A 26,291-nucleotide genomic window follows, 5' to 3' on the forward strand; every position below is an offset into this window, starting at 1 on the left:
CCGAAGGGAGTTCCCTTGTGGGTGAGAGGGACCGGGAAGAAGGTTCACGCTCCGCCCGAACCCTCATCCGCCCCTTCGGGGCAACTTCTCCCCGACGGAGAAGGGAACAAGACACGAGGCATACCATGAACACCGGCACCGACCACATCATCAAGAGCTACGACAGCGAGCTGACCCGCCTCACCGGCGAAATCGTGCACATGGGCGAACTGTCGGTGACCCAGCTGGAAGCGGCGATCGACGTGCTCGAACGCCGCGACCAGCGTGCGGCGCAACACGTGGTCGGCAATGACGAAGCGATCGATCAGCTGGAGCATGAGATCAGCCACGACGTGATCCGTCTGCTGGCGCTGCGTGCGCCGATGGCAGGCGACCTGCGCAATGTCTACGCTGCGCTGCGCATCGCTGCCGACATCGAACGCATCGGCGACTACGCCGCCAACGTGGCCAAGCGCTCGATCCCGTTGTCGATGGTCGCCCCGGTGGCTCCGGTCGGAGGCCTGAGCCACCTGGCCGATCTGGCGGCAAGCGAGGTGCGCGAAGTGCTGCTTGCCTATCGCGATCGCGATGCCGAAGCGGCCTACCAGGTGTGGAAAAACGATGTGGTGCTGGACGAGGCCTATACCGGCTACTTCCGCCAGTTGCTCACCTACATGATGGAAGACCCGCGCAACATCACGCCGTGCACGCACCTGTTGTTCATGGCCAAGAACATCGAACGCATCGGCGACCACGCCACCAACATCGCCGAGAACGTGTGGTTCCAGGTCACCGGCGAACCGCTCAACAAGCAGCGCAGCAAGCGCGACTTCACCGCGAATCCGGAAATGACCAAGCTGGGCAAGTGAGTCGACGGCGAGAGGCAATGCCCTCTCATCAAGGCAATCGCGAACGCTCCTCGCGACTCACCCGCAACCCGCGCAGCACGCCGTAGATGCCGATCGCGGCCCAGGCCACTTCCATCACGAACGCCGACAGGTTGAAGCTGCCGAACACGAGCGACAGCAACACGCCGAGCGCGCCGAAGATGTTCATCAACTGGTAGACAAGGCCATTGCCGTGCAGCTTGTGCGCCTGCAGCAGCAGGAACGCCAACAACACCAGGACCACGCCGACGTAGCCGGCCCAGTCATGCCAGAACAAGGTGGTCATCGCTTTGCACTCCGCTGGCGCAAGGCCTCGAACAGCACCACACCGGTGGCGACGGAAACGTTGAGGCTTTCCATCGTGCCCGGCATCGGGATCTTCGCCACGAAATCGCACAGCTCGCGGGTCAGGCGACGGATGCCCTCGCCTTCGCTGCCCAGCACCAGCGCCACAGGTCCTCTGAAGTCCACGTCGTAAACCGTGGTGTCGGTATCGCCGGCCAGGCCGGTGATCCACACACCGGCATCCTTCAGCTCGCGCAGCGTGCGCGCCAGGTTGGTCACCGCGATCAGCGGCACCCGATCGGCGCCGCCTGCCGAAGCACGGCGCACCACCGGGGTCAGGCCGACCGCACGGTCCTTCGGCACGATCACCGCGGTGACCTTCGCCGCGGCCGCGCTGCGCAGGCAGGCACCGAGGTTGTGCGGATCGGTGACACCGTCGAGCACGAGTACCAGGGTGTCGCTGCCGTCGCGTTCGAGCAAGGCGGCCAGATCGTTCTCGTGCGCCGACGGCGCCGCCTCGTAACGCGCCACCACGCCCTGGTGGCGCGCTTCACCGGCGAGCCTGTCCAGTTCATCGCGTGGACGATGCTGCACCGGAATTTTCAGCTTCTTCGCGCGCTCCGCCAGATCCAGCACGCGCGCGTTGCGCTGGCCGTTCTCGACCAACACCTCGCGCACACGCTCGGCATCATTGCTCAGCGCACCTTCGACGGGATTGATACCGACGATCCAACTCTCGCTCATGACTGGCCTTTCGGTTTCGGTTTCGAACGACGCCGGGCGTTCTTCTTCGGCGCGGCGGCCGCCGCCGGAGCCGGCGCCGGTGCTGCGCCGCGCCGGGCGGACCCACTACCCGAACCTTCCTTGCGCGGACGTCTGGCCGACGACTGCTCGGCCTTGCGTCCCGGGCGCTGCTCGCCGGCATGCTGGCCGGTGGACGAGCCATGCGCGCGGCGCGGCGGATTATCGCTTGCCGCTGCCTTGCGCGGGGCCGGGGCTGACGCTGGTGCTGGGGCCTCGGCTTCCTTCCGGCCAAACGCACGACCGATGGCCTTGGCGGCGCGACCGAACATGCCCGATGTCTTGCTCGTGGCGGTTGCCTTCTTCGGCAGCGAATAGCGCTCACCGCTGGCCGCATAGTCATACGCCTTGCCACTGCCCACGGGCGGCGTCGCCGGCGTGCGTGGCGAGACCAGCCGGAAGTCGATCTTGCGATCCTCCAGGCTGGCGCGCAGCACCTGGATGCGCACGTGGTCGCCGAGGCGGAACTGCGCGCCGGTACGTTCGCCCTTGAGCAGCTTGCGGGTGGCGTCGAAGTGGTAATAGTCGTTGGCGAGCTGGCTGATGTGCACGAGGCCGGACACCTTCGATTCGTCCAGTTCCACGAACAGGCCGAACGAGGTGACGCCCGTGACTAGACCGTCGAACTCGCTGCCGATGTGCTTTTCCATCCACGCACACTTGAAGCGCTCGTCGACGTCGCGCTCGGCTTCCTCGGCACGACGCTCGCGCTGCGAACAATGGATAGCCATCGCCGCCATGTCGCTGGGACTGTAGGTGTATTCGACTGGCTTGCGGCCGGTCAACGCGTAGCGGATCGCACGATGCACCAGCAGATCGGGGTAGCGGCGGATAGGCGAGGTGAAGTGCGCGTACGCCGTGAGCGCCAGGCCGAAGTGGCCGCGGTTGTCGGGCTGATACGCCGCCATGCTCTGCGAGCGCAGCAGCACGTTCTGGATCAGCTCGCGCTCGGGGCGATCCTTGACCATGCGCAGGATCTCGGAGAAATCCGCCGGCGTCACTTCGTCGACCGGCGGCATGCGCAGCTTGAATTCGCGCAGGAACTGCTGCAGGTCCTCGTACTTCTCCGCCGGCGGCGGCTCGTGCGCGCGGAACAGCGCGGAGATTTTCTTCTTCTCCAGGAACAGCGCCGCCTGCACGTTGGCGGCGATCATGCATTCCTCGATCAGCTTGTGCGCATCGTTGCGCTCGGTGGCGCCCATCGACTCGACGCTGCCCGTCTGGTCGAGGCGGAACTTCACTTCCGGCGTCTCGAAATCGATCGCACCGCGACGCTTGCGCTGTTGCGCCATCGCCTTGTACAGCGCGTGCAGGTTTTCCAGCTGCGGCAGCACATCGGCCACTTCGTGGCGGGCGTCGGCATCATTCAGGCCCACCGCTTCCCACACCTTGTCGTAGGTAAGCCGCGCATGCGACAGCATCACCGCGTCGTAGAACTTCGACTTGGTCACGTTGCCTTCGGCATCGACCACCATGTCGCACACCATGCACATCCGCTCGACCTTCGGCATCAACGAACAGATGCCGTTGGACAGGGTCTCCGGCAGCATCGGCACCACGAAACCGGGGAAGTAGGTCGAGGTGCTGCGCTCGTAGGCTTCTCGATCCAACGCGTTGCCGACCTGCACGTAATGCGAGACATCGGCGATCGCCACGATCAGCCGCCAGCCGCCGCCGCGCTTCGGTTCAGCATAGACCGCATCGTCGAAGTCGCGCGCATCGGCGCCATCGATCGTCACCAGCGGCAGCTCGCGGATGTCGGTGCGGCCTTTCCGCTCAGCCGCGGTCACCACGGATTCCACCTGCGCCGCATCGCGCAGCACTTCGGCCGGCCATTCGTGCGGCAGATCGTGGCTGGCGATCGCCATCTCCACCACCAGCGACGGTTGCAGGCGCTCGCCCAGCACCGCGCGAATCTCGCCGATCGGGCCGCGTTGCGAGGTCGGCGGGTCGGTGATTTCCACCACCACGATCTGACCCGAACGTGCCCCCTGTTCCTGGCCGGGCTTGATCATCACGTCCTGATTCAGGCGGCGATCGTCGGGCGCCACCAGAGTGACGCCGTTGTCGATCACGACCCGGCCGACCAGCCGCGGCGAACGGCGTTCAAGCACCTCGGCGATCGCCCCCTGCTTGCGGCCGCGGCGATCGATGCCGACCACACTGGCCAGCACGCGATCACCGTGCATGACCGCACGCATCTGCTGCGGCGACAGGTACAGGTCTTCGCCGCCTTCGTCCGGGCGCAGGAAGCCATAGCCCTCGGCATTGGCCAGCACGCGGCCGGCGATCAGATCGAGTTTTTGCGTTGGTGCATAACCGCCGCGCCGGCCGAGCAACAACTGACCGTCACGAACCATGGCGGCGAGCCGTTTGCGCAACGCCTCCAGATCGGTTTCGTCATGCATCGCGAGGGCTTCGGCAATGCGCGCCTCGGTCAGAAGTTCGCCGCGTTCTTCGAGCAGGGCGAGGATCGCTTCACGGCTGGGAATCGGACGCGCATAACGCTGCGCCTCGCGATCGGCCTGCGGGTCGCGCACGGCGCCTGTAGCGGCCTTGTTGCGCTTGTCCGGTGCGGATGCGGCGCGCGGCGCCTGCCTGGCAGGCCTCTTCGCGGAACGCTGGACTGGGGGATTGCCGGATGAGGGGGGAGTTTTTCTGGTCACTCAATATCCTTGTGATGATTGCGCCGCGGAGAATGCCACGTCGCAGTGAACGGATGTGAAAAAGTGTTGACAAGCCGCGGGGAGATGCCTAGATTACGCGGCTCACGCAGCTCGCCGAGCAACGTGACACCTGCCCAGGTGGCGGAATTGGTAGACGCACTAGCTTCAGGTGCTAGCGGGGGCAACTCCGTGGAGGTTCGAGTCCTCTCCTGGGCACCAATTGTAAACGAAGGCCGCCTTTATGGTGGCCTTCGTCTTTTCCGGGTTTTGTTAAAAGCCCGGAAGGCCCGCTTCAACCGACCGCCGGCCCCTTCAGCTCGACCATGTTGCCCTGCGGGTCGTACAGGTAGATCGACGGACCTTCGCCTTTCGCGCCATAGCGCGAACCCAGCTCGCCGATGCGCACGCCGTGCGCCTTGAGATGCGCCAGGATCGCGGCCTCGTCGTAGTCTTCCACGCGCAGGCACAGGTGATCCATGTTGTGGCCTTCGCTTCCCGGCGCCGCGCCGCCGTGGCGGCCGAGCTTGCCGTCGATGCCAACCAGGTCGATCAGCGACGCACCGGCACGCAACTGCACGAGGCCGATCTCGTCCTGCCGTCGCTCTTCGCGGCATCCCAGCACGTCGCAGTAGAAGCGTTGCATGGCCGCGATGTCGATGGCGCGCAACACCACATGGTCGATTTCACCGATACGGATCATGGGATTCCAGCGGGTCGGGGAATGGGCGTTCGAGCATAACGCGGGAGGTTTCTGAACCGCACTCCGGCGGACCGCAACACGCACCGCGCGCCCTGTATAATCGTGGAGGTAAACGCATGGTGGGAGAAGCAGCCGGCCCTCACAGGTACGGCCGCTGCCGAAGACGCAACGCCCGTAATCGCTCAGGCTCCCATACCATCATGTGCGAACACTCTGGAGAGACCGGTTGAATCCGGCGCCGAAGGTGCACGAAGCGCAGCCATCGCGCTTCCAAACTCTCAGGCAAAAGGACAGAGGGGCGCCCGCGTGCGGCACGGCACGTTGTCTGCGGATGCCCAAGTCATGACCCCGAACACCCCGACCTCCCTGCGCGACCTCGAACACCACGGCGCCTTCATCGAACGCCACATCGGCCCGGACGACGCCGAGATCGCGCAGATGCTGCGCGTGATCGGCCACGATTCGCTCGAATCGATGACCGACGCCATCGTCCCTGGCGCGATCAAGTCCGCCGCGCCACTGGCCTTGCCCAGGGCGATCACCGAAGAAGAGGCGCTGGCCAAGATCCGCGCCATCGCCGACCGGAACGACGTGTTCCGCAGCTTCATCGGCCAGGGCTACTACGGCACCCTCACGCCGAACGTCGTCCTGCGCAACATCCTGGAGAACCCGGCCTGGTACACCGCGTACACGCCGTACCAGGCGGAGATCTCGCAGGGCCGCATGGAGGCGTTGATCAACTTCCAGACGATGTGCGCCGACCTCACCGGGATGGAGATCGCCAACGCCTCGCTGCTCGACGAAGCCACTGCCGCGGCCGAAGCGATGACCCTGGCCAAGCGCTCGTGCAAGTCGAAGTCCAACGTGTTCTTCGTGTCCAGCGGCGTGCATCCGCAGACGCTGGAAGTGGTGCGCACGCGCGCCGAGCCGTTGGGCATCGAACTGGTGGTCGGCGCGGACAGCGATGCGGCCGGCACCGAGTCATTCGGCGTGCTGCTGCAGTACCCGGACACCTTCGGCAGCATCAACGATTACCAGGCGATCGCCGATGCCGTGCACGCGCGTGGCGGTGTGGTCGCGGTCGCCACCGACCTGCTCGCGCTGACCCTGATCGCCGCACCCGGCGAATGGGGCGCGGACATCGTGGTGGGCAACTCGCAGCGCTTCGGCGTGCCGTTCGGCTTCGGCGGCCCGCACGCCGCCTTCATGGCCTGCCGCGACGCGTACAAGCGCTCGATGCCGGGCCGCCTGATTGGCGTGTCGATCGACACCGAAGGCAAGGCCGCCTACCGCCTCACCCTGCAGACGCGCGAGCAGCACATCCGCCGCGAGAAGGCCACCTCCAACATCTGCACCGCGCAGGTGCTGCTGGCGGTGATGGCCAGCATGTACGCGGTCTACCATGGCCCCGCCGGGCTCACCCGCATTGCGCGCCGCACGCATCGCCTGGCCGCGATCCTGACCGTCGCGCTGCGTCGGGCCGACGTGAAGGTGGGCGGCGACTTCTTCGATACGCTGCACATCACCGGCATCGACGCCGCCGTTGTCCATGCCAAGGCCCGCGCTGCCGGCATCAACCTGCGCGAGCTGGACGCCAGCAGCCTCGGCATCAGCCTTGACGAGACCACCACCCGCACCGACGTCGTCGCACTGGCGGGCTTGTTCGGTGCCGCGATCGACATCGACGCGCTCGATGCCGAAGTCCACGACGCGCTGCCACGCACGCTGCTGCGCAAGAGCGACTTCCTCACCCACCCGGTGTTCAACACGCACCACAGCGAGCACGAACTGCTGCGCTATATGCGCGCGCTGGCCGACAAGGATCTGGCGATGGATCGCACGATGATCCCGCTGGGCAGCTGCACCATGAAGCTCAACGCCACCGCCGAGATGATCCCGGTCACCTGGCCGGAATTCGCCAACATCCATCCGCTGGCCCCGGCCACGCAGGCGCAAGGCTACAAGGAACTGATCGACGGCCTGGAAGCCATGCTGGTCGAATGCACCGGCTACGACGCGGTGAGCCTGCAGCCGAACTCCGGCGCGCAGGGCGAGTACGCCGGCCTGCTGGCGATCCGCGCCTACCACCGCTCGCGCGGCGAAGCGCATCGCGACATCTGCCTGATTCCCGAATCCGCCCACGGCACCAACCCGGCCTCCGCGCACCTGTGCGGCATGACGGTGGTGGTGACCAAGTGCGACGCCAACGGCAACGTCGACGTCGAGGACATCCGTCGCGCCGCCGAGAAATATTCGGATCGTCTCGCCGCGCTGATGATCACCTACCCGTCCACGCACGGCGTGTTCGAGGAAGACATCGTGGCGATCTGCGAGATCGTGCACGCGCACGGCGGCCAGGTGTACACCGACGGCGCCAACATGAACGCGCTGGTCGGCGTGGCCAAGCCCGGCCAGTGGGGCTCGGACGTGTCGCACCTGAACCTGCACAAGACCTTCTGCATCCCGCACGGCGGCGGCGGCCCGGGCGTCGGCCCGTGCGCGGTGAAGTCGCACCTTGAACCGTTCCTGCCACGCAGGCTTGGCGAACAAAGCCCGGTCGGCATGGTCTCGGCGGCCAGCTTCGGCAGCGCCAGCATCCTGCCGATCAGCTGGATGTACATCACGATGATGGGCCAGCAGGGCTTGCGCAAGGCAACCCAGGTCGCCCTGCTCAACGCCAACTACATTGCCAAACGGCTCGAAGCGCACTACCCGACCCTCTACACCGGTCGCAACGGGCTGGTCGCGCACGAGTGCATCCTCGACCTGCGCCCGCTCAAGGACGCTACCGGCATCGGCGCCGAGGACGTGGCGAAGCGGCTGATTGACTTCGGCTTCCACGCGCCGACGCTGAGCTTCCCGGTATCCGGCACCTTGATGGTGGAACCGACCGAGAGCGAATCGCGCCACGAACTGGACCGCTTCATCGACGCGATGATCCAGATCCGCGACGAGATCCGCGCGATCGAGGAAGGCAAGCTGGACCGCGAGGACAACCCGCTGAAGAACGCCCCGCACACCGCCACCATGGTCAGCGCCAGCGAGTGGACCCACGCCTACCCGCGCGAACTGGCCGCCTTCCCGCTGGCCAGCCTGAAGCTGCAGAAGTACTGGCCGCCGGTCGCCCGCGTCGACAACGTCTACGGCGACAAGAACATCATGTGCGCGTGCATCCCGGTGGATGCGTACAAGGAGACGGCCGAAGCGTAAACCTTCCGCCTGTCGCCACCTGCCACCGAAAAGGCCTCGTCATGCGAGGCCTTTTTCTTGTGGCTTTGGCGCCACCGGCAACAAGACGGAAGCCCGGCACAGCGTTCCAGCGGCGGTGCATGCGCGGGAATGAGATCGCGCAAAGCCAGCTTTGCCGTGGGCGTTGCCTTGCCACGGCGGACGGTCAACTCCATCGGCGTACCGGCCGGCGTGATGCGCAGCGGCTGACGTGCGTCGGCGAGCGACAACTCGCGCGGATCAGGGCCGTCGAAGCGGATGATCGCGTTCCCGGCGGGACTGCGAACGCGATGTGGCGGAGGCCTTGCTGCAGGCCCGAACGCATGCGGCATTGAACTGCACCGAACCACATCACTCACCGCCGCAGCCATCGCACACGCCTGCGACTTCACCGACCATGCCCATCCCGGCCGCTCAGCCGCGCCCTGTGGAACACGACGGGTCAGCAATCCGACGCGGAAGACGGGCGACGTCGCGTTCACGCCGCTGGCGCAAGGATGTCCACTGGCGCCTTGCACCATCCCCGTATCCGGAGCACACCATGGCCAAGTCCAGGACAGTCGGCAAATCTTCCCCCGCCGCCAAAAACAGCACGCCCGGCAACCCACGTGACTCCCGTGGCCATGGCGACGAACTGCAGCAGATGGCCGGCGGCTCGCACCCGCCGCTGACCACCAACCAGGGCATCCCGGTTGCGGACAACCAGAACTCGCTGCGCGCCAGCCCGCGCGGGCCGACCCTGCTGGAGGATTTCGTCCTTCGCGAAAAAATCACCCACTTCGACCACGAGCGCATCCCCGAGCGCATCGTGCATGCGCGTGGTTCGGCGGCGCATGGCTATTTCGAACTGACCAAATCGTTGAAGAAATACACCACCGCGAAAATCCTCACCGAGGTCGGGGTGAAAACGCCGCTGTTCACGCGTATCTCCACCGTGGCCGGCGGAGCGGGCTCGATCGACACGCCGCGGGACATCCGCGGCTTCGCTGTGAAGTTCTACACCAGGGAGGGCAATTGGGACCTGGTCGGCAACAACATCCCGGTGTTCTTCATCCAGGATGCGATGAAATTCCCGGACCTGGTGCACGCGGTGAAAATGGAACCCGATCGCGGCTTTCCACAGGCCGCCAGCGCGCACGACACGTTCTGGGATTTCATCTCGCTGACGCCCGAAGCGATGCACGTGATCATGTGGGCGATGAGCGACCGCGCGATTCCCCGCTCGTTGCGCATGATCGAGGGCTTCGGCATCCACAGCTTCCGCCTGATCAACGAGAGCGGCGACAGCACCTTCGTGAAGTTCCACTGGCGGCCAAAGCTCGGCCTGCAGTCGCATGTGTGGGACGAAGCGGTGAAAGTGGCTGGCGCCGATCCCGACTTCCACCGCCGCGACCTGTTCGAAGCGATCCAGGCCGGCAACTTCCCGGAGTGGGACCTGGCCGTGCAGTTGTTCACCCAGGCACAGGCCGACAGTTTCCCGTTCGACCATCTCGACGCCACCAAGATCATTCCCGAGGAACTGGTACCGCTGACCGTGATCGGCCGCATGGTGCTGGACCGCTGGCCCGACAACTTCTTCGCCGAGACCGAACAGGCTGCCTACTGCCCCGCCAATATCGTGCCGGGCATCGACTTCAGCAACGATCCGCTGCTGCAGGGCCGACTGTTCTCCTACCTCGACACGCAGCTGATCCGCCTCGGTGGACCCAACTTCCACCAGCTGCCGATCAACGCGCCGAAATGTCCCTTCGCGAACCAGCAGCGCGACGGCCACATGCAGATGCAGGTACCCAAGGGCCGCGTGAACTACGAGCCGAGTTCGCTCGATCCCGCCTCGGCCCGCGCCACACCCGCCGGCTTTCCCAGCTTTGCCGAGCCGGCCGGCGACGGTGCCAAAGGCCGCATCCGTGCGGAGAGCTTCGCCGACCACTACAGCCAGGCACGCCAGTTCTACCTCAGCCAGAGCAAACCCGAACAGGCGCATATCGCCTCCGCCTTCGTGTTCGAACTGTCGAAGGTGGAAACGCTGCACGTGCGTGAAGCGATGGTCGGCCACCTGCGCAACGTCGACGAGGATCTCGCCCATCGCGTCGCCAACGGCCTTGCCCTGCCGAGCTTCCCGCCGGCGCAGCCCAAAGCCGTGCCGGCGAAAGACCAGCCAGTGTCGCCCGCCCTGCAGATCATCGGCAAGATGAAAGACACGCTCAAAGGCCGCGCCGTCGGCATCCTGATCCACGACGGCTCCGACGCCGCCACCATCAAGGCGCTGCGCAAGGCGGCCGAATCCGCCGGCGCCACAGTCAAGATCGTCGCGCTGAAGGTCGGCGGCGCGAAACTCGGCGACGGCAAGCTGCAGCCGGCGGACGGTCAACTCGCCGGCACGCCGTCGCTGGTATTCGACGCCGTCGCTTTGGTGCTGTCCGCCGACGCCGGCAAGCTGCTGGCGAAGGAAGCCGCCGCCGTCGACTTCGTGCGTGACGCCTTCGGCCACCTCAAGGCGATCGCCGCCGACGCCGGCGCACAAGCCGTGTTGAAGGCCGGTGGCGTCGGCAAGGATGCCGGTGTCGTCGATGCCGGCGACACGGCGGCCTTCATCAAGGCGGCGAAGACGCGCCAGTGGGCGCGCGAACCGAAGCTGCGCACGCTGGCCTGAAGCGCTGGCGCAACAGCGTCTGCGCTTTCCCTGTCGGACGGACAGGTCGGTCCGGAATCACTTGCCGGCACGACCGCAACGTTCGAACGGCTGGCCGTGCAGTGTTACCGTCCGCGCATGATCGCGCGTCGCCTTCTCCCTGCCGTTGCCTTCCTGCTGCCGTTGCTCGCAGGCGCCCGCGACGTGCCCGGCGCATCTGCGGCCGGCACGCAGCACGACGCGGTATTCGCCCGATACTCGCCGCTGTCACGCAGCACGGAAATGATCCGTCGCTTGCTGAGCCCGCTGAACGCCGGCCGCGTGACCCTCGAAGCGACATGGCCCGGTCACGCCGTGCGCCAGCAATCCGTCGACCTCAGCCAGGAAAAGTTCGTCGTCCACGTGCCCGCGCAGGCACCTGCGCACGGCTACGCATTACTGGTATTCGTGCCGCCTTGGGACGACGCACGCGTGCCCGCGGCATGGATCCCGGCGCTGGATCGCCACGGCATGATCTTCGTCAGCCCTGCCCATGCGGGCAACGACGCCGATGTGCTCGACCGGCGCGAACCACTCGCCCTGCTCGCCGCCTACAACCTCAGCCAGCGCTACCCGATTGATCCGCAGCGCGTCTACGTCGGCGGCTTCTCCGGCGGCGCGCGGGTCGCCCTGCGTCTTGCCTTGGGCTATCCCGATCTTTTTCGCGGCGCCCTGCTGATCGCAGGCAGCGACCCGATCGGCACCGCACAGCTGCCGCTGCCGCCGGCATCTTTGTTCCGCCGATTCCAGCAGGGCACCCGACTGGTGTACCTGACCGGCCAGCGCGACGACCTCCACCAGGCAATGGACAGCCGCAGCCGCGAAGCGATGCAGCACTGGTGCGTCGCTGGAATGACCAGCATCAATGCACCCCGCAGCGGACACGAGCCGCCGGGGCAGGCGACATGGTCCCAGGCGTTGTCTGCGCTGGAGCAACCCGTGCCGGCCGCCTCGAAACAGCTCGCGGCATGCCGTGCCCGCATCGACGCGTCCTTGCGCGACCAGTTGCGGAAAGCGCAGGCACGGTTGGAAAACGGCAACCACGGTGCCGCCTGCAAGCTGCTGCAGGACATCGACACCCGCTACGGTGGACTGGCCGCACCGCGCAGTGTCGAGCTGATGAAGCAGGTCTCGGGTGATGACCTACACTCAGGCACATGCCCAAGCCATTGATTCCCTCCACGCCCAGTCGCCTGCTGGCGGAACAGGCGCTCAGCCGTGCCGCCGGCGCACCGCTGCTCAACGGCAACGCGGTCGAACTGCTGATCGATGCGGCCGCCCACTACGACGCCTGGCTGACGGCGATCCGCGGCGCTCGGCAGCGCGTGCTGCTGGAGAACTACATCATCCGCGACGACGAGGTCGGCCGGGCGTTTCGCGATGCGCTGGTGGAACGGGCGCAATCGGGCGTTTTCGTCGCGGTCGTGGTCGACTGGATCGGTTGCTTCGGTCAGTCGCGCGGGTCGTTCTGGGCGCCGTTGCGCGCAGCCGGCGGCGAAGTGCGCGTATTCAACCCGCCGCAGCTCGGCGAGCCGTTCGGCTGGATCAGCCGCGACCATCGCAAACTGCTGGTGGTCGATGGCGTGCACGGCTTCCTGTCCGGCGTGTGCATCAGCGCAAAATGGCTCGGCGACCCGGCTCGCGACGTACCGCCGTGGCGCGACACCGGCGTGGCGCTGCGCGGTCCGGCGGTGGCGGAGCTGGAGACCGCATTCGCGCAAAGCTGGGGTGAGATCGGGGCCTCGCTGCGGGAATTCGCGCCCATTCCGGCACCGGCCACTCCCCCCGGCCATGTCTCGCTGCGGCTGATCGCCACCCAGCCGGCCACCGCCGGCATGTATCGGCTCGACCAATTGATTGCCTCGACGGCACGCAAGACCCTGTGGCTTACCGATGCCTATTTCGTCGGTCTCGCCCCCTACGTCCAGGCGCTGGTGGCGGCCGCGCGCGACGACGTCGACGTGCGCCTGCTGGTGCCGGGCAGCAGCGACATCCCCGTGGTGGCCGGCATGTCGCGCTCGGGTTATCGACCGTTGCTGAAGGCCGGCATTCGCGTGTTCGAATGGAACGGTTCGATGCTGCATGCCAAGACCGCGGTAGCCGACGGGCAATGGGCGCGGGTCGGTTCGTCCAACCTCAACATCGCCAGTTGGCTGAGCAACCGCGAACTCGACGTGGCCGTCGAGGATGCCGGCTTCGCCGGCCAGTTGGCCGAGCAATACGAACGCGACCTCGGCAACGCCACCGAAATCGTGCTTGCCCGCCGTCGACGCCGGGGCAGCGGCGAACACGTGCGCAGCAGCGAATCGCGGCCGCCGCGGGTGCGTCATGCCGGCGGCAGTTCCGGTCGCGCTGCCGCCGGCGCGTTGCGCATCGCCAACAGCGTCGGCGCCGCGCTGACCAATCGCCGCGTGCTCGGCGACACCTCCAGCGGGCCGCTGCTGATCGGCACCATCGCGCTCGCCGCGCTGGCCGTGATCGCCTTCGCATGGCCGGCATGGATCGGCTGGCCGTTCGGCGTCATTGCCGCCTGGTTCGCGCTGAACCTGGGTATCCGCAGCTGGCGTGACCGCAAACGCCGCTGGCGCAAACTGCGCGACGTCGACGACGATTGAGGCCGGGTTCTTCTCTTGATGTCTTTCATGCGTTTCCTGCGTCAAGCGGATGTTTTCTCACAACTTGATACTGCGTGCATGCTAGGCTCACGCCCTTATGCCAGCGCCGTCCGACAACGCCACGCCACGCCACGTCCTCACTCCCAGCTCGCTCAACCGGCTGGTGCGCGACCTGCTGGGCGACGCGCTGCCGCAGGTGTGGATCGAGGGTGAACTTTCGAATGTGGCCAAGCCCGCCTCCGGTCACCTGTATTTCACGTTGAAGGACAGCGGCGCCCAGGTGCGCTGCGCGATGTTCAAGATGAAGGCATCCGCGCTGCGTTTTCGCCCGGTCGACGGCATGCAGGTTTTATTGCGTGCCAAGGTCGGCCTGTACGAACCGCGCGGCGAATTCCAGTTGGTCGCCGAATACATGGAGCCGGCCGGCGAAGGCGCGCTGCAACGTGAGTTCGAGCAGCTCAAGGCGAGGCTCGATGCCGAAGGCCTGTTCGATCCAGCGCGCAAGCGCGCCCTGCCCGCTTACGCGCGGCGCATCGGCGTGATCACCTCGGCCACCGGCGCCGCCGTGCGCGATGTCTTGAGCGTGCTGGCCCGACGCTGGCCGCTGGCCGATGTCGAGATATTGCCGGTGCCGGTGCAAGGTCGCGAGGCGCCACCGGCGATCGTGGCGATGCTGCGCAAGGCTTCGGCCAGCACGCGCTACGACGTGCTCCTGCTGACCCGCGGCGGCGGTTCTCTGGAAGACTTGTGGGCGTTCAACGACGAAGCCGTGGCGCGGGCCGTCCATGCCAGCGCGGTGCCGGTGGTTTCCGCCGTCGGCCACGAGATCGACTTCAGCATCGCCGACTTCGTCGCCGACCTGCGCGCACCCACACCCTCGGCTGCCGCCGAATTGCTGGTGCCCGATGCGGTGGCGGTCGGCCACCACCTGCGACAACTGCAGCAGCGCCTGGCTACCTTGGAGCAACGCCGCCTGCAGGCGAATGCGCAACGCGTCGACCACCTGCTGGCACGCCTGCAGGCGCAGCGGCCGCAGGCGCGGCTGCAACGCGATCGCGAGCGGCTGGAGCATTTGCAACACCGCCTCACCGCCGTGCTGCGCGAACAAAGCCAACTGCGCCACACGCGGCTGGAGCGGCTGCATGGACGATTGCTGGCGCAGCATCCGCGCGCGCACCTGTCGTTGCTCGCGCGCCGGCTGGTCGAACAGGATCAACGTCTGCGCCGCGCGATCACCCACCTCCTCGAACGCAGGCAGACAACACTGCGCCATGCCGGCCATGCATTGCACGCGGTCAGCCCGTTGGCCACGCTGGAGCGCGGCTACGCGATCCTGTTCGATGCGGACGGCCAGGTGCTGCGCTCGGCGCAGGGCGTCGCGGTGGGCACGCCCTTGCGCGCACGTCTTGCCGATGGCGAATTGCCGTTGCGAGTCGACAGGGGCTGACCTACACGGAAACTGAACGCCGCGGCTCGCATCCTGCACGCTTTTAACTCGGAGCCGTGGCATGAAGGCAGCAGCGTTGTTCGTGAAGGCCCTTGAGGCGGAGGGCGTGCACAGCATCTTCGGCGTACCCGGCGAAGAAAACCTCGATCTGGTCGAAGCGCTGCGCGATTCCTCGATCCGCTTGATCGTGACCCGCCATGAGCAGGCCGCCGGTTTCATGGCCGCGACCTGGGGCCGGCTGACCGGCGAGGCCGGCGTGGCGCTGGCCACGCTCGGGCCCGGCGCTACCAACCTGGTCACCGCGGCGGCCTATGCCCAGCTCGGCGCCATGCCGATGCTGATGATCACCGGCCAGAAACCGATCCGCACGCACAAGCAGGGTCTGTTCCAACTGGTCGACGTGGTCGACATGATGCAGCCGTTGACCAAGTACACGCGCCAACTGGTTTCGGCGCCGACGATCCCGGCGCGGGTGCGCGAGGCGTTCCGTCGCGCCGAGGAGGAGCGTCCCGGCGCGGTGCATCTGGAACTGCCCGAGGACATCGCCCGCGACGAAGTCGAGGACGCGATCCTGCTGCCCACCGGATACGCGCGGCGACCGTCGCCGGACGATGCCGCGCTGGTTCAGGCGGCCGAAGCGATCAGCAATGCACGCAAGCCGATCCTGATGATCGGTGCCGCCGCGAACCGCCAGCGCACGGCCGTCGCCCTGCGCGCCTTCATCGACAAGCTCGGCCTGCCGTTCTTCACCACCCAGATGGGCAAGGGCGTGGTCGACGAGGATCACCCGCTGTGGCTTGGCAATGCCGCCCTGTCCGATGGCGACTTCGTGCATCGCGCGATCGATGCCGCCGACGTGATCGTCAACGTCGGCCACGATGTGGTGGAGAAGCCGCCGTTCTTCATGCAGAAGGGAAGACGCACGGTGATCCACATCAATTTCGCCTCGGCCGAGGTGGACACCGTGTACTTCCCGCAGATCGAGGTGGTCGGCGACATCGCCCATACGGTCGAGCGGCTCACCGATGCGCTGGACCCGCAGACGCACTGGGACTTCGGCTATTTCGACAAGGTGCGCGCCGCGTTCCACGCGCAGCTGGAGGAACACGCCGACGACCCGCGCTTCCCGATGCATCCCGTGCGCATCGTCGCCGACACCCGCCGCTTCATGCCCGACGACGGCGTGCTGTGCCTGGACAACGGCATGTACAAGCTGTGGTACGCCCGCTACTACCGTGCGCGCCAGCCGAACTCCGTGCTGCTGGACAACGCGCTGGCCACCATGGGTGCCGGCCTGCCCTCGGCGATGGCGGCGAAGATGGTGTATCCCGGACGCAAGGTGCTGGCGATCTGCGGCGACGGCGGCTTCATGATGAATGCGCAGGAGCTGGAAACCGCCGTGCGGCTGAAGCTCGACCTGGTGATCCTGCTGCTGCGCGACGACGCCTACGGCATGATCCGCTGGAAGCAGGCCGAGATGGGCTACGCCGACTACGGCATGCAGTTCGGCAACCCGGATTTCGTGCTGTTCGCCGAAGCACACGGGGCGCACGGCCACCGACCGGCCAGCGCAGACGAGTTCCTGCCGACCTTGCAGCGCGCCTATGCCGAAGGCGGCGTGCACCTTATCGACCTGGCCATCGATTACTCCGACAATCACCGCATCCTCGACGAGCAGATCCGCGCACTGAGCGCTGCCGTCTGACCGGGAGACCTCCATGCTCAAGAAAACCTATCCCTACTACCTCGCCAACCAGCCGCAGACGTCGAAGGACATGCTCGACGTGCGCGACAAGTTCAGCGGCAAGCTAGCCACCCGCGTCGCCGTGCCGGATGCCAGGGTCACCGAGAAGGCGATCGCCGCCGCGGTGAAGGCCGCCAAGCCGATGCGGGAATACAAGCCGTGGGCGCGCCAGGCGGTGCTGCAGCATTGCGCGCAGCGCTTCGCCGAACGCCGCGACGAGCTCGCCGAGGCGCTGTGCATCGAGGCCGGCAAGCCGATCAAGGATGCCGCCGGCGAGGTGACCCGGCTGATCGAGACCTTCCGCATCGCCGCCGAGGAGGCCGTGCGCATCAACGGCGAGACGATCAACCTGGAACTGGCCAGCCGTCTGGACGGCTATCATGGCTACACGAAACGCGTGCCGCTGGGGCCGGTGTCGTTCATCACGCCGTTCAACTTCCCGCTGAACCTGGTGGCGCACAAGGTAGCGCCGGCGATCGCGGCCGGCTGCCCGTTCGTGCTGAAGCCGTCGGAGAAGACCCCGATCGGCGCACTGATCATCGGCGAGGTGCTGGCCGAGACCGACTTGCCGAAGGGCGCGTTCTCGATCCTCACCCTGGACGGTGCGCATGCATCCCCGCTGGTCGAGGATCCGCGCTTCAAGCTGCTCTCCTTCACTGGTGGCCAGATCGGCTGGGACCTGAAGGCGCGCGCAGGGCACAAGAAGGTGACACTGGAATTGGGCGGCAATGCCGCGTGCATCGTCGACGCCGACCAGGGCCCGAAGCTGGACAAGGTGGTCGAGCGGCTGATCTTCGGCGCGTTCTACCAGTCCGGCCAGAGCTGCATCGGCGTGCAGCGCATCTATGCCCATGCCGACGTCTACGACACGCTGAAGCGCAAGCTGGTCGCCGCCACGAAGCAGCTCAAGGCCGGCGATCCGAAGGACAAGAACGTGTTCCTCGGCCCGATGATCGACGAGGCCGCCGCCGAGCGTCTGCATGGCTGGATCCTCGAAGCGAAAAAGGCTGGCGGCAGGATCCTCTGCGGCGGCAAGCGCAGCGGCAACATGCTCGACGCCACTCTGATGGAAGGCGTACCGGCCGACGCCAAAGCCAACACCATGGAAGCCTTCGGTCCGTTCGCCCTGCTCGCCCCGTTCGGGAAGTTCGACGACGCGATCGCAATGGTCAACGACTCCGATTACGGCCTGCAGGCCGGCATCTTCACCGACAGCCTCGCCCACGCGATGCGCGCATGGAACGAACTTGAACAAGGTGGCGTGGTAGTCAACGACATCCCCAGCTTCCGCGTGGACAACATGCCCTACGGCGGCATCAAGCTGTCGGGCTTGGGCCGCGAAGGCGTGCGCTACGCGATCGAGGACATGAGCGAGATCCGGCTGATGGTGATGCGCGAATCGTGACGCCAGGATTGCCTTCCTTCTGTGGGAGCGACTTCAGTCGCGATGCTTTCCGATCTTGAAGCCAAGAGCATCGCGACTGAAGTCGCTCCCACAGCACAGCAAAGCATCGCCTTCTACAACGCGCCGGGCTTGGTCGCCTGCACGTTCCAGCCCATCGCGTTGTACCAGTAGTACCGCGCGATGCCCGCGTATTCGTGCAGCGCCACGTCGGTCATGCTGAAGTTGCGCGACAGCGGCAGCCATGACATCTCGCCGTCCAGGTAATCCGCGCGCACCGGTGTCGGCTGAATCCCGAAGTGAGTGAAATACAGCATGCTCCGGCGCAGATGAAAGCCTGACGTAACCAGCAGCACGCGGTCGGCGCCCCATGCACGCAGCAGCGGACCGCTGAATTGCGCGTTCTGCCAAGTGTTCATGCTGCGCGACTCGAGCAGCAGGTCGGCCGGGTCGACGCCGAGCTGCCGCAGATCATCCGAATAGACTGCAGCTTCGGACTTGCCCAACCGCTGCGCATCGCCGCCGCTCACCTCGACCTTGCAGAGCCGGCCAACTTGCCGACAGGCGCGATAGAGCATCACCGCCTTGCTGATGCGCCCATACGCGGAAAGCTTCGGCTCCACCTGTCCGCCAGCCGTCCGTACCGTACCTGCGCCGAGCAGCACGATCGCATTGCGCTGGCCCCAGTCAACCGGCGCGTCCGCGGTGCCACCGGATTGCAGTCGGATCAGCAAACCGATCGGCACCGGGCCGCAGCCGATCGCCAGCCCCACGATCACTGTCAGCGCCAGCAACGCGCGGCTGCAGCGATGCCATTGCAACGACGCCAACGCGATCGCCAGCAGGACCAGGATGAGCAGCACAGTCTGGGTCATGGACGCCGTCGACTTTCAGGGCAGCAGGAATGAAGCGCGATTATGCCGGTGCGGCCCGCGCCGATGGAAAATACATGCTGTTCCGCTGCGCGACTTTGGTTAGGCTTGGCCATCGCAGCAGGAGCGGGCCATGACCACTCTCGTCTTCGTCCACGGCTGGAGCGTCACCAGCACGTCCACTTATGGTCAGCTGCCGGAGCAACTGCAGCAGCAAGCGGCCGCGGCCGGCCTGTCGCTCACACTCGCCGATATCTGGCTGTCCGAATACGTCAGCTTCGACGATGCGGTCACCATGCCCGATCTGGTGCGCGCGTTCGATCATGCCTTGCGCGACCTGCATCTGCGCGATGCCAGCTTCGCCTGCATCACCCACTCGACCGGCGGCCCGGTGGTGCGTGAATGGCTGCGCGCGCAACGCGACAAGCCCGCCACGCACAGCACGATCAAGCTCAGCCACCTGGTGATGCTGGCCCCGGCGAATTACGGCTCGGCGCTGGCGCAACTCGGCAAGGGCATGCTGGGCCGGCTCAAGTCGTGGTTCGCCGGCGTCGATCCGGGCCAGCGCATTCTCGACTGGCTGGAACTGGGCAGCGCCGAATCGCTGTCGCTCAACCTCGACTACATCCACAGCGACGATCCGCTCAAACGAGGGCAGTTCCAGTTCGTGCTGATCGGCGACCGCCCGGACCGGTCGCTGTACGACCACCTCAACAGCTACACCGGCGAAGACGGGTCCGACGGCGTGGTGCGCATCGCGGCGGCCAATCTCAATGGCCAGCATGCCGTGCTGTCGCCGCAAGCCGATGCGTCCGGCGGCGTCGATGCGCTGGCGCTCACCCTCAGCCGGGGCCCGCGCTGTGCATTCAAGCTGATCGCCGGCGCGGCACACTCCGGCGAGGCCCACGGCATCATGGCCAGCGCCGCGCCCGCCACCGTGCAGGCGATCCTGCGCTGCCTGCTGATCCGCAGCGCCGACGATTACGCCGCACTCTGCGATGCGTTCGAGCGCGAAAACGCCGCGCGCGACGCGGACAAGGTGGAACTGGAACCGGCCGGCCCGTTCGCACCGCGCGTGCACATCCACGACCCGCGCAGCCAGCTGATCGTGCGCCTCACCGACGAAGCCGGCGAACCGCTGACCGGCGCCGGCTTCCTGCTCACCGCCGGTATCCAGGCCAGCCCGGACCTCCTGCCGGCCGGCTTCATGCTCGACCGCCAGGCCAACTCGCACAACCGCACCACCATTTCGCTGTTCCTCGACCACAGCCTGCTGGCCGGCGACGACCGCGTTGCCGATCCACGCAACAGCCGCAAGACGCTGCGCCCTGCCGTCGCCAGCCATCGTCCCTACGGCGCCAGCGTGCAGCCGCTCGACCTCAGCGGCCTGGTGCACCACGCACTGGCAAAAAGCGTTGCGCGCGACGACCTTTTCAGCATGCTCGGTCCGCACCAGACCACCGTCCTCGACGTGGTACTGCCGCGCAAGATCCACGAAGGCGTGTTCCGGCTGACCCAGCGGTTGACGCCAGAGGACTTCAGCGAGCCAGTCCCGGGTCCGGTGATCGAATAGGCACCGAAAACTCCCTGTTTGCAGGCAGCGGGTGGCTCTGCTAAGCGTATTGGAGCGTGCATCCGCGGAAAATTGCGATATCGCCGGCCGGGTGGCGTCATCCAAGCTCGACCACCGGAAGGCCGACAACCCGACTCAGGACCATGCCGCCGCACCACGTCGGCGGCACATTCGAGAAGTTGTGAGTATCAACAGCTTCTGCGTCCTTCGCGGCAGCCTGGCCGATGGGCAACGCCGGCTGACCGACCCGGTGTCCGATCCCGCGTGGAAACCCGATGGATAGGCGATACTGCGCATCCCCGACCTCAGCAGTCACGCCAACGCCGTTCGGGTCCATTCCAACTGGCGACCTGCGGCATTCGTCGATCCGACCCCGGCATGCAAAAGAAACCGATCTTCTTCGACCCCACCGGCCGGCGCGCCAGCCATGTCTCGCGTCTGGCACTGCTCGCCGGCGTGATCAGCACGCTGTTCGTGGTGGCATGCGCCGCCAGCCTTTTCGTCGGGCCGAACATGGTCGGCCTGCATATCGGCGAACACGCCAGGACCCGCCACGCCCTGGCCGGGGTGAAGGCCGCCGCGCCGGAACTGCTGAAGCCGGCGGCGAAGCTGGCCGCGGAAGTGCGCGCACGGCAGAAGCAGCTGCACGCCCCGCGCACGCATGCCAGCAAGGCGGCCGCCTTGCACATCCCGCCGCCATCGCTGGACAAGCCCGCCGACCGGCCGCTGGCGATCGGCTTCTACGTCAACTGGGACGACAGCAGCTACCCGTCGCTGAAGCGCGCGCTGCCCACGCTGGATTGGGTGATCCCGACCTGGATGAGCGTGAGCGGCGCGGACATGGCGCTGCATACCAGCATCGACGCCAAGGCGCTGAACCTGATCCGCACGCAGAAGCCGTCCACCCCGATCCTGCCGCTGCTGCAAAACGCGGTTGGCGGCACCTGGGACGGTCCGGGCCTGGCGCGCCTGCTGGCCGATCCCTCGATGCGCCAGGCCCGCATCGCGCAGATCGTCGCGTTCCTTTCCGCCAACCATTTCCAAGGCGTGACGATCGACTTCGAGGACATCCCGGCAAGCGCGCAACCGGACCTCAAGGCGTTCCTGTCCGAACTCAACAATGCTTTCGATCCGCACGGCTGGGGCATCGTGCTGTCGGTGCCATTCGACGACGCCGACTGGGACTACGCCGGCTACGCCGACATCGTCGACTTCGAATTGCTGATGGCCTACGACCAGCACTGGGCCGGCAAGGACCCGGGCAGCATCGCCGCCGAAGACTGGTTCGAGCAGACGCTGGACAAGCGCATGAAGACGCTCGATCCGGACCAGACCATCGTGGCGATCGGCAGCTACGGCTACGACTGGTCGCACGGACAGAATGCCGAGGCACTGACCTTCCAGGACGCGATGGACCGCGCCGCCGATGCGCAGGCCGAGATCAGCTTCGATCCGGACACGCAGAACCCGCACTTCTCCTACAGCGAAGACGACGGCAGCACGCACCAGGTCTGGTTCCTCGACGGTGCCACGGCGTACAACCAGATCCACGCCGCCGACGACTACAAGCCCTACGGCTACGCCCTTTGGCGGCTGGGCTCGGAAGATCCGTCGGTCTGGTCGGTGCTCGGTCGCAACTACGGTGCGGCCGCACCGGACCAGTTGCGCACGATCGGCCAGGGCCAGGACATCGACATCGAGGGCCAGGGCGAGGTGCTGGAAATCGCCTCGCAACCGTCGCCCGGCGCGCGCACCATCGAACTGGACAAGGACGATGGCAGCATCGACGACGAAAGCTACACCGCCCTGCCCAGCTCCTACGTGATCCAGCGCGCCGGCACCCTGCCGCACAAGATCGCACTGACCTTCGACGACGGCCCCGACCCGGAGTGGACGCCGCAGATCCTCGACATCCTCAAGGCGAAGCACGTACCGGCGACGTTCTTCATCATCGGCGCGAACGCCGAGATGTCGCCGCGGCTGGTGCAGCGCGAGGTCGCCGAAGGACACGACGTCGGCAACCACACCTTCACCCACCCGAACCTGGGCGACAGCCCGCCGGGCATCGTGGCGCTGGAGCTCAACGCCACCCAGCGGCTGTTCGAAGCACTCACCGGCCACTCGATGCGGCTGTTCCGCGCGCCCTACTTCGGCGATGCCGAGCCGACCACCGCCGACGAACTGGTGCCGATCCAGATCGCGCAGAAAATGGGCTACCTCTCGGTTGGCCTGCATGTCGATGCCGAAGACTGGCAGCGCCCCGGCGTCGACGCCATTGTCCATAACGTGCTCGGCGGCATCGAAACCACCAACCCGGATCGCAAGGGTCAGGTGGTCCTGCTGCACGACGGCGGCGGCGAGCGTTCGCAGACGATTGCCGCGTTGCCGCGCATCATTGACGGCCTGCGCGCGCAGGGCTACGACTTCGTCACGGTGTCGGCGCTGGCCGGCCTCACCCGCGCGCAGACCATGCCGGAACTTCCGCCCGGCTCGCTGTCGCAATGGGCCGATCGTTCGGTGTTCCTGGCGCTGGGATGGTTCGGCCATTTCATCCGCTGGCTGCTGACCGCCGCCATCACCCTCGGTGTCGCTCGACTACTGCTGCTCGGCGGCCTCGCCCTGCTCAACCGTGCACGCGAACGACGCCGCGTGCCGCCGGTGCTCGGCGAAGATCCGCCGCTGGTATCCGTGCTGATCCCCGCCTACAACGAGGAGAAGGTGATCGCCAGCTCGATCCGCCAGATCCTCCGCAGCCGCTACCGGAATCTCGAGATCATCGTGGTCGACGACGGCTCCATCGACGCCACCTCGGCGGTGGTCACCGAGCACTATGCAGACGATCCGCGCGTGCGGCTCATCACCATTCCCAATGGCGGCAAGGCGCATGCGGTCAACACCGCACTGCGCGAATCGAACGGTGCCGTGGTGGTCGCGCTGGACGCCGATACCCAGTTCGAACCCGACACCATCCCGCGTCTGGTGCGCTGGTTCGTCGACCCCGGGGTCGGCGCCGTGGCCGGCAACGCCAAGGTCGGCAACCGCATCAACCTGATCACGCTGTGGCAGGCACTGGAATACATCACCGCGCAAAACCTGGAACGTCGCGCGCTGGCGGCATTGGGTGCGATCACCGTGGTGCCCGGCGCCGTCGGCGCATGGCGACGCGAGGCGCTGGAACTGCTTGGCGGCTTTCCCGCCGATACCCTGGCCGAAGACCAGGACCTCACCATCGCCGTGCAGAAAGCCGGTTACCACGCCCTGTTCGACGCCGATGCGATCGCCTGGACCGAAGCCCCCGACACCGCCCGCGGCCTCGCCCGCCAGCGATTCCGCTGGGCCTACGGCACCCTGCAATGCCTGTGGAAACACCGCAACGCCACCTTCAACCCGCGCTACGGCGCGCTCGGCACGATCGCCTTGCCGCAGGTGTGGCTGTTCCAGATTCTCTTCTCGGTGGCGTCGCCGCTGGTCGATCTGGTGCTCGTGTGGCAGATCGTCGGCACCGGCCTGGATTACCTGCAGCATCGCGGCCAATTCGACGACACCAACCTCATCAGGATGCTGGTGTTCTACGCCGCCTTCATGGCCGTCGACCTGGCCGCCGCCGCGCTCGCCTTCGCGATGGAAAAGAAGGAAAAGTGGAGCCTGCTGTGGTGGCTCGTCCTGCAACGCTTCGGCTACCGCCAGCTGATGTACTACGTGGTGGTGCGCTCGGTATGGACAGCCATTCGCGGACCCTCGGTGGGCTGGGGCAAACAGGAGCGCAAGGCGACCGTGAGGTCAGACGAGACGTTGGCATCCTGAGTCGCATCCGCAGCCTCAGGCGAGGCACTTGACATATGAATTCCATGGAAACAATATGAGTTCCATGGAACTCGTCTGGCGAAGCCAACCATGCAGAACTCCTCGAAAGGCGAAACCTCCCCTAACCCCCTGCAGATCCATCTGGGCTACTGGCTTCGGCTGGTCTCCAATCAGGTGTCCGGGTCTTTCGCCGGCGCCTTGCAGGAGCGACAGCTTTCCGTCGCCGAATGGGTAGCACTCAACCAGATCGAAACGCATCCCGACATCACCGCCGCGTCCCTCGCCGATGCAATGGGCATGACCCGCGGCGCCATCTCGAAAGTGCTGGACAAGCTGCAGACCAAGGAATGGCTGGTGCGTACCCCAAGCCAGCACGACAGCCGCGCGAATTTGCTGGCATTGACCCGGTCCGGAAAGCGCCTCTTGCCCACCCTCACCCGTATCGCAAACGACAACGACGAACACTTCTTTGCCGCCCTCGCCACCAGCGAGCGGCGCGAGCTTCGCAGACTTCTGCAAAAACTTGCCGACGCCCACCAGATCAGCACGGTACCTGTCGACTAGGCAGTACGCATCGAAGCCCGGACCCCGATCTTTCATGCACGCATCAGGAGAAACGCCATGAGTGAAGCGATTGCCCATCTGCAGGCAGCGCAGGCGCAGGCCATGGCCGGTCGCCCGCGAGTAGGCGGCTTTCCGTATCTTGCCGAAACCCTGCGGAGCGTGGGAGTGACGCGGAATGTGTGGCAACTCCCCGCCTGTCAAAGCCTTTACCTGACCGATCGCGGCGCGGTGCTGCAGCAAGGTACGCCACTGGTATCGGGCAGCGTCGACGTGCCTCGCTTCGACCAGTCAGCGCTGATCCAGGCACTGCGTACCGACCAGGCCGGGGAAAGCAGCTTCCCGGCCTTTCTGCTTGCGGCATGGAACGCTGGCGTGATCCACTACGACGTCGATCTGTTTGAACGTCGCGTGACCTATTACGGCTGCGATGGCGAGTCGTACGTCGAACACTATCCGGCGGTATCGCTGTAATCATCGCCGCGACCGTCGAACCGGTGCGAAGCTGCTTTCTCAGGTTGGCACGGCCACTGCGCAACCGCGTGGTCAAGACAAATCAGGCATTTCCACGCACCCGCATCGTCAGCCCCTTCAGGAAATTCCGCAGCAGCTGGTCGCCGCACAGCTTGAAATTCTTGTGGTCGGCCTGGCGGAACAGTGCGCTGAGTTCCGGCTTGGAAACCGGGAAGCCGGCGCTTTCTAGGATTTCGTGCATGTCGACGTCCTTCAGCTCGAACGCCACGCGCAGTTTTTTCAACACCACGTTGTTGGTGACGCGCTTCTCCGGCGGGCGCGCCGGCAGGCTGTCGTCCTTGCCGCGACGGTGGAACACCAGGCCGTCGAGGAACAGCGCAAGCACCTTGTTGCTGCACTCGACGTAGCCGGCCTCGTCGTCCTTCTTCAGGAACGCCTGCACGTCTTCCTTTTCGATCGGGTAACCGGCGTCCGCCAGGTGGATGAGGTCCACCACCTTGCCGTCGCTGAGGTCGAGCATGTAGCGGATCGCGCGCAGTACGTCGTTGTTGATCATGTCGTTCCGATGGATCTTGCACAGGG

19 protein-coding genes, 1 tRNA gene and 1 riboswitch are annotated in these 26,291 nt (G+C 66.2%); of the genes, 13 read left to right on the forward strand and 7 right to left on the reverse strand.

The window, feature by feature from the left end; all coding sequences use genetic code 11:
- The first annotated feature begins 125 nt into the window (after positions 1-125).
- On the forward strand, positions 126-848 hold the full coding sequence (gene phoU / locus CIW53_RS12735) for a phosphate signaling complex protein PhoU (RefSeq protein ID WP_149365109.1): 723 nt from the start codon (positions 126-128) through the stop codon (positions 846-848).
- 28 nt (positions 849-876) lie between these two features.
- Here the strand turns inward: phoU and CIW53_RS12740 are convergent, their stop codons facing one another.
- The 3 genes from CIW53_RS12740 to rnr are packed head-to-tail and all read right to left on the reverse strand — an operon-like array spanning position 877 to position 4,492.
- Entirely contained in the window at positions 877-1,152 is a 276-nt protein-coding gene (locus CIW53_RS12740) for a hypothetical protein (RefSeq protein WP_149365110.1), read from the reverse strand.
- Positions 1,149-1,895 (reverse strand): 23S rRNA (guanosine(2251)-2'-O)-methyltransferase RlmB, encoded by a 747-nt coding sequence (gene rlmB, locus CIW53_RS12745; protein ID WP_149365111.1) that lies wholly within the window; start codon positions 1,893-1,895, stop codon positions 1,149-1,151. Before rlmB ends, CIW53_RS12740 begins: the two co-directional genes overlap by 4 nt.
- Positions 1,892-4,492 (reverse strand): ribonuclease R, encoded by a 2,601-nt coding sequence (rnr, locus tag CIW53_RS12750; protein WP_149365266.1) that lies wholly within the window; start codon positions 4,490-4,492, stop codon positions 1,892-1,894. The genes rlmB and rnr overlap by 4 nt, the downstream gene beginning before the upstream one ends.
- Before the next feature lie 258 nt (positions 4,493-4,750).
- On the opposite strand from rnr, the gene CIW53_RS12755 reads away from it, so the two are divergent.
- Positions 4,751-4,837: transfer RNA gene (locus CIW53_RS12755), tRNA-Leu, on the forward strand.
- Positions 4,838-4,910: 73 nt separating this feature from the next.
- On the opposite strand, the gene CIW53_RS12760 is transcribed toward CIW53_RS12755, so the two are convergent.
- Positions 4,911-5,318: a VOC family protein gene (locus CIW53_RS12760; protein ID WP_149365112.1), complete on the reverse strand. Its 408-nt coding sequence runs from the start codon at positions 5,316-5,318 to the stop codon at positions 4,911-4,913.
- A gap of 203 nt (positions 5,319-5,521) precedes the next feature.
- A riboswitch (glycine riboswitch) is annotated at positions 5,522-5,622 on the forward strand.
- A gap of 38 nt (positions 5,623-5,660) precedes the next feature.
- On the opposite strand from CIW53_RS12760, the gene gcvP reads away from it, so the two are divergent.
- Positions 5,661-8,528: an aminomethyl-transferring glycine dehydrogenase gene (gcvP, locus tag CIW53_RS12765; protein ID WP_149365113.1), complete on the forward strand. Its 2,868-nt coding sequence runs from the start codon at positions 5,661-5,663 to the stop codon at positions 8,526-8,528.
- Here gcvP and CIW53_RS12770 read toward each other — a convergent pair.
- Positions 8,459-9,067, reverse strand: a complete 609-nt coding sequence (locus CIW53_RS12770; protein ID WP_149365114.1) for a hypothetical protein — start codon at positions 9,065-9,067, stop codon at positions 8,459-8,461. The two genes, gcvP and CIW53_RS12770, sit on opposite strands and share 70 nt — an antisense overlap.
- Positions 9,068-9,189: 122 nt before the next feature.
- Here CIW53_RS12770 and CIW53_RS12775 point away from each other — a divergent pair, with 122 nt between their 5' ends.
- The 6 genes from CIW53_RS12775 (at position 9,190) to CIW53_RS12800 (ending at position 18,428) form a co-directional block, all read left to right on the forward strand.
- On the forward strand, positions 9,190-11,199 hold the full coding sequence (locus CIW53_RS12775; RefSeq protein WP_242451915.1) for a catalase: 2,010 nt from the start codon (positions 9,190-9,192) through the stop codon (positions 11,197-11,199).
- 117 nt (positions 11,200-11,316) lie between these two features.
- Positions 11,317-12,390, forward strand: coding sequence for a hypothetical protein (locus CIW53_RS12780; protein WP_197736658.1), 1,074 nt, complete (start codon positions 11,317-11,319; stop codon positions 12,388-12,390).
- On the forward strand, positions 12,375-13,832 hold the full coding sequence (locus CIW53_RS12785) for a phospholipase D-like domain-containing protein (RefSeq protein WP_149365116.1): 1,458 nt from the start codon (positions 12,375-12,377) through the stop codon (positions 13,830-13,832). Before CIW53_RS12780 ends, CIW53_RS12785 begins: the two co-directional genes overlap by 16 nt.
- A 97-nt stretch (positions 13,833-13,929) precedes the next feature.
- Positions 13,930-15,279 carry an exodeoxyribonuclease VII large subunit gene (gene xseA / locus CIW53_RS12790; RefSeq protein WP_149365117.1) on the forward strand — a complete coding sequence of 450 codons (1,350 nt, stop codon included), beginning with the start codon at positions 13,930-13,932 and terminating at the stop codon, positions 15,277-15,279.
- Between the two features lie 61 nt (positions 15,280-15,340).
- Complete coding sequence (locus CIW53_RS12795) at positions 15,341-16,984, forward strand: acetolactate synthase large subunit (protein WP_149365118.1); 1,644 nt, start codon at positions 15,341-15,343, stop codon at positions 16,982-16,984.
- A gap of 13 nt (positions 16,985-16,997) precedes the next feature.
- Complete coding sequence (locus CIW53_RS12800; protein ID WP_149365119.1) at positions 16,998-18,428, forward strand: aldehyde dehydrogenase family protein; 1,431 nt, start codon at positions 16,998-17,000, stop codon at positions 18,426-18,428.
- A 113-nt stretch (positions 18,429-18,541) separates the two neighbouring features.
- Here CIW53_RS12800 and CIW53_RS12805 read toward each other — a convergent pair whose 3' ends face one another.
- The gene (locus CIW53_RS12805) at positions 18,542-19,300 is read right to left on the reverse strand and encodes a YdcF family protein (protein WP_149365120.1); all 759 of its coding nucleotides are present in this window, start codon (positions 19,298-19,300) and stop codon (positions 18,542-18,544) included.
- A 130-nt stretch (positions 19,301-19,430) separates the two neighbouring features.
- Between CIW53_RS12805 and CIW53_RS12810 the strand changes: the two genes are divergently transcribed.
- The 4 genes from CIW53_RS12810 (at position 19,431) to CIW53_RS12825 (ending at position 25,709) form a co-directional block, all read left to right on the forward strand.
- On the forward strand, positions 19,431-20,870 hold the full coding sequence (locus CIW53_RS12810) for a phospholipase (protein WP_149365121.1): 1,440 nt from the start codon (positions 19,431-19,433) through the stop codon (positions 20,868-20,870).
- A 378-nt stretch (positions 20,871-21,248) separates the two neighbouring features.
- A complete protein-coding gene (locus CIW53_RS12815; protein ID WP_149365122.1) occupies positions 21,249-24,674 on the forward strand; it encodes a glycosyltransferase in 3,426 nt (1,141 codons plus the stop codon).
- 90 nt (positions 24,675-24,764) lie between these two features.
- Positions 24,765-25,238: a MarR family winged helix-turn-helix transcriptional regulator gene (locus tag CIW53_RS12820; RefSeq protein ID WP_149365123.1), complete on the forward strand. Its 474-nt coding sequence runs from the start codon at positions 24,765-24,767 to the stop codon at positions 25,236-25,238.
- 57 nt (positions 25,239-25,295) lie between these two features.
- Positions 25,296-25,709, forward strand: coding sequence for a DUF1398 family protein (locus CIW53_RS12825; RefSeq protein WP_149365124.1), 414 nt, complete (start codon positions 25,296-25,298; stop codon positions 25,707-25,709).
- An 82-nt stretch (positions 25,710-25,791) separates the two neighbouring features.
- Here the strand turns inward: CIW53_RS12825 and CIW53_RS12830 are convergent, their stop codons facing one another.
- Positions 25,792-26,265 (reverse strand): DUF1456 family protein, encoded by a 474-nt coding sequence (locus CIW53_RS12830; RefSeq protein WP_149365125.1) that lies wholly within the window; start codon positions 26,263-26,265, stop codon positions 25,792-25,794.
- Positions 26,266-26,291: the final 26 nt, after the last annotated feature.

The organism is Rhodanobacter sp. T12-5 (assembly GCF_008329435.1).
Classification (GTDB): domain Bacteria; phylum Pseudomonadota; class Gammaproteobacteria; order Xanthomonadales; family Rhodanobacteraceae; genus Rhodanobacter.

Bases quoted from the DNA above. Each gene is read 5' to 3' on its own strand.
- CIW53_RS12805 (WP_149365120.1), bottom strand. From the start codon at position 19,300: ATGACCCAGACTGTGCTGCTCATCCTGGTCCTGCTGGCGATCGCGTTG.
- CIW53_RS12760 (WP_149365112.1), bottom strand. From the start codon at position 5,318: ATGATCCGTATCGGTGAAATCGACCATGTGGTGTTGCGCGCCATCGAC.
- CIW53_RS12785 (WP_149365116.1), top strand. From the start codon at position 12,375: ATGCCCAAGCCATTGATTCCCTCCACGCCCAGTCGCCTGCTGGCGGAA.
- CIW53_RS12830 (WP_149365125.1), bottom strand. From the start codon at position 26,265: ATGATCAACAACGACGTACTGCGCGCGATCCGCTACATGCTCGACCTC.
- CIW53_RS12825 (WP_149365124.1), top strand. From the start codon at position 25,296: ATGAGTGAAGCGATTGCCCATCTGCAGGCAGCGCAGGCGCAGGCCATG.
- CIW53_RS12795 (WP_149365118.1), top strand. From the start codon at position 15,341: ATGAAGGCAGCAGCGTTGTTCGTGAAGGCCCTTGAGGCGGAGGGCGTG.
- CIW53_RS12780 (WP_197736658.1), top strand. From the start codon at position 11,317: ATGATCGCGCGTCGCCTTCTCCCTGCCGTTGCCTTCCTGCTGCCGTTG.
- CIW53_RS12770 (WP_149365114.1), bottom strand. From the start codon at position 9,067: ATGGTGCAAGGCGCCAGTGGACATCCTTGCGCCAGCGGCGTGAACGCG.
- phoU (WP_149365109.1), top strand. From the start codon at position 126: ATGAACACCGGCACCGACCACATCATCAAGAGCTACGACAGCGAGCTG.
- xseA (WP_149365117.1), top strand. From the start codon at position 13,930: ATGCCAGCGCCGTCCGACAACGCCACGCCACGCCACGTCCTCACTCCC.
- CIW53_RS12800 (WP_149365119.1), top strand. From the start codon at position 16,998: ATGCTCAAGAAAACCTATCCCTACTACCTCGCCAACCAGCCGCAGACG.
- CIW53_RS12815 (WP_149365122.1), top strand. From the start codon at position 21,249: ATGCAAAAGAAACCGATCTTCTTCGACCCCACCGGCCGGCGCGCCAGC.
- CIW53_RS12775 (WP_242451915.1), top strand. From the start codon at position 9,190: ATGGCCGGCGGCTCGCACCCGCCGCTGACCACCAACCAGGGCATCCCG.
- CIW53_RS12740 (WP_149365110.1), bottom strand. From the start codon at position 1,152: ATGACCACCTTGTTCTGGCATGACTGGGCCGGCTACGTCGGCGTGGTC.
- rlmB (WP_149365111.1), bottom strand. From the start codon at position 1,895: ATGAGCGAGAGTTGGATCGTCGGTATCAATCCCGTCGAAGGTGCGCTG.
- CIW53_RS12820 (WP_149365123.1), top strand. From the start codon at position 24,765: ATGCAGAACTCCTCGAAAGGCGAAACCTCCCCTAACCCCCTGCAGATC.
- gcvP (WP_149365113.1), top strand. From the start codon at position 5,661: ATGACCCCGAACACCCCGACCTCCCTGCGCGACCTCGAACACCACGGC.
- CIW53_RS12810 (WP_149365121.1), top strand. From the start codon at position 19,431: ATGACCACTCTCGTCTTCGTCCACGGCTGGAGCGTCACCAGCACGTCC.